The sequence below is a fragment of the Chamaesiphon sp. OTE_8_metabat_110 genome, assembly GCF_031382685.1.
Lineage (GTDB): Bacteria > Cyanobacteriota > Cyanobacteriia > Cyanobacteriales > Chamaesiphonaceae > Chamaesiphon.
Map to the genome: position 1 here is coordinate 1 of NZ_JANMZA010000667.1, position 8,440 is coordinate 8,440.

General features: G+C 47.9%; 8 protein-coding genes. 3 read left to right on the plus strand and 5 right to left on the minus strand.

Annotation, left to right across the window (positions count from 1 at the left end; genetic code table 11):
* The first annotated feature begins 145 nt into the window (after window positions 1-145).
* Complete coding sequence (locus tag RMO52_RS24100; RefSeq protein WP_310419445.1) at window positions 146-2,191, plus strand: response regulator; 2,046 nt, start codon at window positions 146-148, stop codon at window positions 2,189-2,191.
* 72 nt (window positions 2,192-2,263) lie between these two features.
* Here the strand turns inward: RMO52_RS24100 and RMO52_RS24105 are convergent, their stop codons facing one another.
* The 4 genes from RMO52_RS24105 to RMO52_RS24120 form a co-directional block, all read right to left on the minus strand.
* Window positions 2,264-2,872 (minus strand): glutathione S-transferase family protein, encoded by a 609-nt coding sequence (locus tag RMO52_RS24105; protein WP_396135100.1) that lies wholly within the window; start codon window positions 2,870-2,872, stop codon window positions 2,264-2,266.
* Between the two features lie 178 nt (window positions 2,873-3,050).
* Window positions 3,051-3,782 (minus strand): phycocyanobilin:ferredoxin oxidoreductase, encoded by a 732-nt coding sequence (locus RMO52_RS24110; protein ID WP_396135099.1) that lies wholly within the window; start codon window positions 3,780-3,782, stop codon window positions 3,051-3,053.
* A 193-nt stretch (window positions 3,783-3,975) separates the two neighbouring features.
* Complete coding sequence (locus tag RMO52_RS24115; protein ID WP_310419450.1) at window positions 3,976-4,485, minus strand: DUF2996 domain-containing protein; 510 nt, start codon at window positions 4,483-4,485, stop codon at window positions 3,976-3,978.
* 132 nt (window positions 4,486-4,617) lie between these two features.
* Entirely contained in the window at window positions 4,618-5,127 is a 510-nt protein-coding gene (locus RMO52_RS24120) for a DUF4112 domain-containing protein (RefSeq protein WP_309739529.1), read from the minus strand.
* Window positions 5,128-5,355: 228 nt separating this feature from the next.
* Between RMO52_RS24120 and RMO52_RS24125 the strand changes: the two genes are divergently transcribed.
* Both RMO52_RS24125 and RMO52_RS24130 read left to right on the plus strand, forming a co-directional pair.
* On the plus strand, window positions 5,356-6,165 hold the full coding sequence (locus RMO52_RS24125) for an RnfABCDGE type electron transport complex subunit D (RefSeq protein WP_310419453.1): 810 nt from the start codon (window positions 5,356-5,358) through the stop codon (window positions 6,163-6,165).
* Between the two features lie 65 nt (window positions 6,166-6,230).
* Window positions 6,231-7,604, plus strand: coding sequence for a DUF2330 domain-containing protein (locus tag RMO52_RS24130; protein ID WP_310419456.1), 1,374 nt, complete (start codon window positions 6,231-6,233; stop codon window positions 7,602-7,604).
* A 284-nt stretch (window positions 7,605-7,888) separates the two neighbouring features.
* On the opposite strand, the gene RMO52_RS24135 is transcribed toward RMO52_RS24130, so the two are convergent.
* The coding region (locus RMO52_RS24135) for an aldehyde dehydrogenase family protein (RefSeq protein ID WP_310419459.1) at window positions 7,889-8,440 on the minus strand (552 nt) is incomplete at its 5' end.

An 8,440-nucleotide genomic window follows, 5' to 3' on the forward strand; every position in this document is an offset into this window, starting at 1 on the left:
AAGTGCCGATCGCCAAAACTATACCGAACTAGGCATTCGATCGACGATTGCCAAGCCATTTAGTCCGTTAGAATTGGCACAACAAATTGCTACTACTTTGGGTTGGAAACTGTAGAGATTCAGCTATTACTAAAACAAAGCAAAAATGAAGATTTTGGTAGTTGAAGACGATCCAGTAGTGGCTGAGGCGTTGAAAATCACGCTAGGCGATCTCAATTATGCGGTGGAAGTGGCTGAAGATGGGCAAGCGGGGTGGGAATTTGTCGAAGCATTCGATTACGATCTGTTGTTGTTAGATGCAGTGTTGCCAAAGCTTGACGGGGTGAGTCTGTGTCGCCAGATCCGATCGCGCGGCTATGTGATGCCGATTTTACTGCTAACGAGTAAGGATAGCAGACAAGATCGGGCGATCGGCTTGGATGCTGGTGCAGATGATTATGTCGTCAAACCCTTCGATTGTGAGGAGTTATCCGCACGGATTCGGGCGCTGTTGCGGCGGGGGAACGATCGAATGCAACCCGTATTGACGTGGAATCAGCTCACGCTCGATCCGCGCAACTATGAGGTGATTTACCAAGATCGCCTGCTCAATCTCACGCCCAAAGAATACGCGCTACTAGAATTATTTTTGCGGTATCGGCGGCGGCTGTTTAGTTGCGGCGCGATTTTGGAGCATTTGTGGACGTTTGAAGATACGCCGAGCGAAGAGGCGGTACGCACGCATATTAAGGGACTCAGACACAAGCTCAAGGCGGCGGGTGCGCCTGCGGATTTCATTGAGACTGTCTATGGGACTGGCTATCGCCTCAAATGGGGCGATCTGGACACGCCAATACCAGCACCGCAGCAACACCAATTGAGTACGGAAGATGTTCGAGGTAGCGACGATCGGCATGATGTTGTAGCTCCAGCAGTTGTCAGTCAACCACCGCCAGTAGTAAACGATTCGCTGCAATTTCTGACGGAGATTTGGAACCGACATCACGCTCGAATGCTCGATCGCGTTGCGGCAATCGAGCGAGTGGTTATCGCCAGCGCCGATGGTGTTCTAGATGCGGAAATCTTGCGGGAGGCTTGGAATTGCGCCCACACTCTGGCTGGAGCTTTGGGCACATTTGGGTTGATGCTCGGTTCCCAAGTTGCCAAAGAAATCGAATTATTGCTTAAGGAAAATCCCGAATTAACTCCAGCCCAAATTGCGCTGGTACAAAGTGGTGTCATCCAATTGCGACAAGAGATCGCCAGTAAAGTACCCGCAACTGAGCCGCCACCGCTCTCGCTAGCTCCCACGCCCGCGCCCTGGCTGCTGGCGATCGCCACCGATCGGGATCTAATCTCAGCCTTGCAATCGACACCGAGTAATTTCGAGACGATCGTCGCAACGGATCTAATTCCCAGCCAGTTGGATCGATCGCCGCAGGCAATTATTCTCGATTTGGATTGTTTTTCCCCGATCGCTGACGGGTTGAGTGCTTTATCCGAACTGGAGCGAGACTATCCACAGATTCCCGTCATAGTTTTGAGTCGATCGCACCCTCACTCGATCGCACCCTCACAGCGGGAAATGTCGGCAATCCGCCATCGCACTCCCTCAGCGGCGATCTCACAGCACGCTCGTCTCAATCCACTTGCAGAAACCGCCATAGTCAGTGCCGAGCAGAGTATCGAGGTTGCCCCTGAAGACACTCAGCAGCTCCACCATCGCATCGAAGTTGCGCGCAGGGGTGCGAGGTTATTTCTCACCAAACCGCTGCTGGCAGCGCAGATTTTTGGGGCTGTCGATCGATTGCACCAAGCACGGACGACTCAAGTCAGAGTGACGATCGTCGATGACGATCCGCTCTTGCTCGAAGGTGTCAGCGCACTCCTAGCACGACGGGGGACAATCGTCACGACGCTATCCGAACCCAGTCGCTTTTGGGAGGTATTGGAGGCTTCTGCTCCCGATTTACTGATTCTCGATTTGGACATGCCCACCTATGACGGGATCGAACTCTGTCGCGCAGTACGCACCGATCCGGCGTGGGAAACTCTGCCGATTTTATTCTTGACGTCTCACACTGCGACAATTGCTAGCGATCTCGTTTTTGCTGCTGGTGCGGATGATTTTGTCGCCAAATCCGCGATCGAATCTACGCTAGTCACCCGGATTGTCAATCGTCTCAAGCGAAGTGGCATCTATCGGCATTAGATGGGAGTGGGGAGATGGGAGATGGGAGATGGGGATAAGAGGTAAGAGGTAAGAGGTAATGGGTAATCAGTGTTAGGCGGAGATTGTGAGATAGTTTGGTTGTGAATTAATGCGATCGAGCCAGGATAGAATTGCGGGAAATTGACTTAGATTGAAGTTACCTTCGGCGGCGACATGAGTATAGGCATATAGGGCGATATCGGCGATCGAATACCGATCGTTTACGAAGTATTTATGCTGCTCTAAATGTTTTTCCATCACTCGCAACGCTGCGTATCCAAGTTCTTGTTTTTGAGCGATCTCGTCGCGTTTTTGCTCGGTGATGTTCGCGATCGACATCCAAAAGCGGACGGTGGCAATATTTGGCTCGTGACTATATTGCTCGAAGCATAACCATTGCATTACCTGGGAGCGTTCCCACCGATCGACTGGCAAAAAGTCCGTACCGTCGGCAAGATAGTAAATAATCGCATTTGACTCGCTTAAATACTGTCCTGGTTGAATTTCTAATACTGGTATTTTGCCGACTGGATTCATCATCAAAAATTCAGCAGTGCGACTCTCACCTTTGAGAATATCCACCGGGATGCGTTGATAAGCTATGCCCAATTGATTCAGCAACAATCGAATTTTATAACAATTACCTGACGAGGCATATTCATATAATTTGAGCATTTTAATCAGTAATTATTAATTGCTCTTACCGGGCTACAGTCGAAGTCTTAATGATTAATTAAGTATATCTGCATACTTATTTTAACCACTGGAAATTGCCTGTAGCCCTTGTGGTGGGCACTGCCCACCCTACTACTTATTACTTTATTACCTGACTAATATCAATTATCAATTATCAATTAATTTAACTATCGAATAAAACGGTTGTCATATAATTTTCCGCCCATTCTGTACCGAAGGCTTTTTCTAATACGCGGCGGGTTTTGGCGTTTTGTTGTTGGTTGGTGGAATAGTAATTTTGGGCGGTGACGATTTCGGCGCGTTCTGTCTTACTGACAGGAATGGCTTGGGCGGCTTGTTGACAGTGGATCGTCAGCATCGCGGTGACTCGCTCGAAAAACCACTGCTCTTCTTCGGGCGTAGATGGGCGCACGAAGAAGCAAAATTCTGAAAAAATATCTGCCCAGGCGGGTAACTCGCGGGGTTGGCTGAAGGTATGGGTGGGGAGTTGGTGGAGGGGGATGCGATAGTTGTCGGGTAATACCCGGCGCGCATTTAGCGGCGATAAGTCGGCAATTGCGGCGCTGATTTGCCCGCGCCCAGCGACGATATCCGAGCCAAACATCGGTAGGGCATATTCAGGATGGGGGAACATCACACAGTGCAGGATATCTAAATTCGGCCCGACTTGCGCGAGTTCGAGATGAAGTTTGCGAAATTGTGGGGTTTGGTAGCACTTATTTTCGATGACTAGCTTTTCTCCTTCCAATCGCCCTTCGACATATCCCAATTCGGAGGGGAGATCGTAGGGGGATAGATCTAAGTATTGCGCCCAAATAGTTTCGATCGCATTGGCGAGTTGCTCGATCAGTGCGTGTTGGCGCGATCGTAGTGACTGGGTGCTAGTTTCCATCATAAAATAAGAGCCGATCCAAATTGTGATATCTCCCGATCTGCGGCGATGCAGCTAAAATCTGTAAATTGAGATCGGCGCAGTTTAGTTACTTAAAAAACAACCCCTCTCTAACAAATGTTAACAGCATCAGCTAAATAGCCTAGCAAAACTTCATGTTTATTTAGACCTACCAGACATCAAGTAGCGATCGAAATTAGTTTCGGAGCAACCACTTTTGGCTATTAAGTCTTAGCACGACACCAGAAACGAGCAAATCGAGGGTGATTTTACGTTCGTCGATGAGGAAGGGTTCGAGCGTACTAGCGATCGTGCCGAGATCGATACAGGAGAGCGCGCGTTGTCCTTGAATATTATCGTCGAAAAAGTAGACGTTAAATTGACGCTTGCCGCCGTTCCAGCGCCCGATGACTTGACTGCACTCCGGCTCATTTTCTAAGCCCTTGATGGCGATTTTCGATCGCTCCAGAGTGACTTGTAGATCGGTGATGCCCTGAGCTGCCAAAGCTTGAGTGAGGGCGGGTAAATAATCTCGATCGATAAAGTCCGCAAAGGGTTTTGCTTCGACGGCGGGGGGCTTTTCTTTTTTGGGAGCAGCAGTTTTTTCTGCCCCAGTGGGTGCAGCAGCATCGGTGGCACCTGGAGCGGGTTTCGCTTTTTTCCCGGCGGCTGGTGGCGCTTGCTTTTCTGAGGATTCTTCTACCATATCGATCGATTACACTGCTGTTGGGGAAATCTTCTTTTCAATTTTACCTTAACCGTTGGTTCGGGGATTGGGGATAGGGTATAGGGGATAGGGGATAGGGATAAGAGGTAAGAGGTAAGAGGTAAGAGGTAATTATAGAGAGTTGGCGACAAAATTCCAGATTGCTACGGTGATAAAGCCGACGGTGATGGCAAAGCCGAGCAAGCCGATGATGAGTAAACCGATGAATAATTTGTCGGTTTTGGCTGGGGTGGTTGCGGGTAATTGGACGTGATTTTCGACAATTTGCATGTTGCGGGTGTTGGCTTTGGAAAATACATCAAAAATATCGCCCACGACTGGCACTGAGCCAGCTACTGTATCGATGAGCAGATTTCCCACCATCTGCATCAATGCTTTGCGAGGCAAACCCATGCGGGCGGCTTCGACAATAATATAGCCAGACAATGCCGCACTAACGGTATCGCCGCCACCAGGAATCAAACCCAAAATCGGATCTAAGCCAATCCGCTGCTTGGTACCCGGTATCACAATCGCTCCATCGAGTAATTTGCTCAACTGCCGTATTCTTTTCAATTTTGGGGCATGAACTAAATGGGGTTCGGGAGTCATGTTGGTATTTTGGTTGCTGGTGCCGTCCATAACTGAGTAGCTTGGGAATGTTGATGGAACAAGTAGTGCAACTGCTATTTTACCGGATCGGTATTCGTTCGGGGTGCGATCGCCAGAGTCAAAGGTGGTGAATCCACTATTCACTATTAACTATTCACTATCCACTAAAGATTAATATTTAAAGTTATTTAACAAACTTATGGAACAAAGGTCGCGTGAGATTGTATCTTGGGGTGCAATATCGTCTATGTCAAATTTATGTTTGCCGATCCGCGAGATTATCAGATCTGTTTTTTAGCTACCTTTCTAGGATTGGGGCTGATGACTAGAGATTGGTCGGTTAGACCGGAATTAATTGTGAGTGTCCTCGTCAGTTGTGGTGTAACGCAGCTAGTACTTACAAGTCTATTTAAGCCTACCGAAAATTCGGTATTGGCACTCAAAAGTGCCCTGATTACTGGCTTAGGTTTGTCGTTATTATTACGTGCCGATCGAGTCAGTACGATGATTTTAGCTGGGAGTTTGGCGATCGCGAGTAAGTTTATCTTTACGACAGCAGACAAGCATTGGTTTAATCCAGCTAACTTCGGCATAATTATCGCGCTCATTTTCACGCCAAATGCTTGGGTTTCACCCGGACAATGGGGTGCCGATTGGTGGTATTTACTATTATTTATTGGCTTGGGTGGGATCGTCCTGCAACGGGTCGGTAGATGGGATACGAGCGTGGCTTTTTTGGGATCTTATACATTGTTAGAAGTTGCCAGAAATATTTGGCTGGGGTGGACGTGGGATGTCTCGCTGCATAAGTTAATGAGTGGATCGCTGCTCCTATTTACGCTGTTTATGATTACCGATCCGCGATCGATTCCCAATGCTCGATCGGCTCGAATCGTCTGGGCGATCGCGATCGCATTATTAGCTTTTATCCTCCGCAATTATTTCTATATAAACGAGGCAATATTTATTGCTTTATTTACCCTATCACCACTCACAATATTATTCGATAAATACTGGGTAGCACCTCAATTTACTTGGCAACTGAATCAAATCAAGCCTATTCAATAACTTAATAATTGCTACAAGAATAATCTGTCAACGTGTCATCCACTATCCACTATCCACTATCCACCATGAGTATATCCCGAATCATTATTAGCTTCTGTCTTGCCTGTATTCTCGTCCTCAGTTTTGCGACTAAAGCGATCGCATTTTGTGGCTTTTATGTCGGCGGTGCAAATGCTCAGTTATTTAATAAAGCTTCTCAAGTAATCATCGCCCGTAATGGCGATCGAACGATCCTGACGATGGCAAATGATTTTCAAGGAGCTGTTAAAGACTTTGCAATGGTTGTCCCCGTCCCAGTCGCCATTAAAAGAGAACAAGTTCACGTCGGAAAACGTACCACCGTTGAGAAATTAGATGCTTTTAGTCAACCGCGATTGGTCGAATATTTCGATCCCAATCCTTGCGATGTAGAGCGTCAACGTGAGTCAGACGTGCCGGAAAGTAGTACGGCACTACCTCCTTCACCTCGAAGAACTAGCAAGCCACAAGGTAGAGATTTAGGCGTCACAGTTGAAGATACTTTTAAAGTAAATGAATATGAAATTGTGATTCTCAGTGCGAAAGAGTCTAACGGTTTAGAAACTTGGCTGCGTCAAAATGGCTATAATATTCCCAAAGGTGCGAGTGAATTGTTGAGTCCATATATCAAGCAAAAACTAAAATTCTTCGTCGCCAAAATCGATATGAAAGAATTTGACAAATCTGGCTTTCAAGTATTGCGTCCGCTTCAGATTGCCTATGAATCACCGAAGTTTATGCTGCCGATCCGCTTGGGGATGATTAACTCTCGCGGCGAACAGGATTTAGTTGTCTATATACTTTCACCGAAAGGGCAAGTAGAACTAACAAATTACCGGACAGTGAAAGTACCAACCGATAAAGCAATTCCTGAATATATTAAGTCAGAGTTTGGAAATTTTTATCAAGCAACATTTCAAAAAGTCTACGAGCGCGAGCAGAAAAAAGTTGCTTTCTTAGAATATGCCTGGAATGTCTCGAATTGCGATCCTTGTTCGAGCGATCCACCAACAGCGACAGAGTTAAAAGAAGCTGGTGTATTTTGGGAAAGTAATGGCAATATGCCGCAGCGCCGCCGAGCCGCAGGAGCCACGTTTATCACTCGCTTACACGTTCGCTATACCCGCGATAAGTTTCCTGAAGATTTGATGTTTCAAGAAACTGGTAATCAGGAGAATTTTCAGGGTCGTTACGTGATGAATCACCCGTTTAAAGGTAATCTCAGTTGCGAAGCTGGGAAAAAATATCAGCAGACGCTGCGTCCCCGATTGGAGCAAGAAGCAAGTACTTTAGCCAATCTGACTGGCTGGAGTATTCGCGATATCAATAGTAAGATTGACTTCTCGATCGCTCAACCGAAAAAAACCACGCAAAATACTCAGTTTTGGCGGAATGTTTGGGACGATAATACCGCTAAGTAGGGTTGATGGGTGGGTGTCGGGGATCTACCCACCCCGCCTTTCGAGGATGGGAGTATTAGTGAGTAGCGAAGATCTACCCACCCCGCCCTTCGGGCACCCCTCCGAGGAGGGGATTTTTTTAACAACCGCTACAGCGGTTGTTATGGAGGCCTGAAAATTTGTCTACATGGACTCGATCTCATCCGATAACCTTCGATCGGTAAATCCCCTCCTCGGAGGGGTGCCCAACGGGCGGGGTGGGTGAATCTCCGCTACCAGCCAACTAAAACCGTGGAGATTCAATCTCAGTCTACACCGTCGATCGGGGCGAAGCCTTGGCGTTGGATATTTTCAGTTACCGTGCGGGGATCGAGGAATTGGAGGAGGTAATCGGGGCCTCCCGCTTTGGAGCCGACTCCCGATAGTTTATAGCCGCCAAAGGGTTGCCGTGCCACGATCGCGCCTGTGATAGTACGATTGATGTAGAGATTTCCTACTTCAAATTCTACTTTGGCTCGATCGATATGGGAAGGGGTGCGCGAGTAGAGTCCGCCAGTGAGGGCGAAGTTGGTGCCATTGGCGATCTCTAAGGCTCGATCGAAGTCAGCAGCTTTCATTACCGATAATACGGGGCCGAAAATCTCTTCCTGAGCGAGGCTAGATTGCGGTTCGACATCGGTGAAGATGACTGGCCCGACGAAATAACCTAATTCTGGAGCAGGCAGTTCTAGGGCGATTTTAGCGATTGATTTGCCTTGGGCGATCGTATCGCGAATCCGTTGCTGGGCGGCAGCATCGATGACTGGCCCCACCTTCGTACTCGGATCGGCAGCAATGCCGACATTTAACGATGCGGT